Origin of the sequence: Streptococcus sp. HMSC062B01, from assembly GCF_001811085.1 — a bacterium.
Lineage (GTDB): Bacteria > Bacillota > Bacilli > Lactobacillales > Streptococcaceae > Streptococcus > Streptococcus gordonii.
In genome coordinates, this window is the sequence record NZ_KZ672798.1 from 1 (window position 1) to 549 (window position 549).

Consider the following 549-nt stretch of genomic DNA (forward strand, 5'->3'; position numbering starts at 1 on the left):
TGGAAGTGACAAACGTTGGCGAAAAAGACTCTAAAGGTGAAGACAACCGTGTTGTAGCGAATGGTGCAACTCTAACTGTAACCGACAAAGATGATGACAGTCCCAAAGCTATTACTTTCAGTAAAGTAAACCTTGGTGGTACTGAGATTGCTGGTGCAGAGATCAAGATCTTCAAAGGCGACAAGGCAGAAGGTCAAGCTGTAGAAAGCTGGACTTCAGAAGCTGGTAAGTCTAAAGACTTGAACTTGGCACCAGGTACGTACACTTTCCATGAGGAAGCAGCTCCAACAGGTTACCTCAAAGTGACCGACATCACTTTCCAAGTCAAACATGACGGCACAGTGGAAGTGACGAATGTTGGAGAAAAAGACTCTAAGGGTGAAGACAACAAAGTCGTAACTAACGGCTCAACTGTGACTGTAACAGACAAAGACGATGATCTTCCACGTAAGGTAACTTTCAGTAAGGTTAGCCTTGGTGGAGAAGAAATCGCAGGTGCTCAAATTAAGATCTACAAGGGCGAGAAAGCTGAAGGAGATGCAGTAGAAA

The 549-nt window shown here is 44.4% G+C and carries 1 protein-coding gene; it reads left to right on the top strand.

The annotated features are described in order from the left end of the window. Positions 1-549, top strand: a 549-nt coding sequence (locus HMPREF2780_RS08025; protein WP_233994388.1) for a prealbumin-like fold domain-containing protein, incomplete at both ends; no start/stop codon positions are given.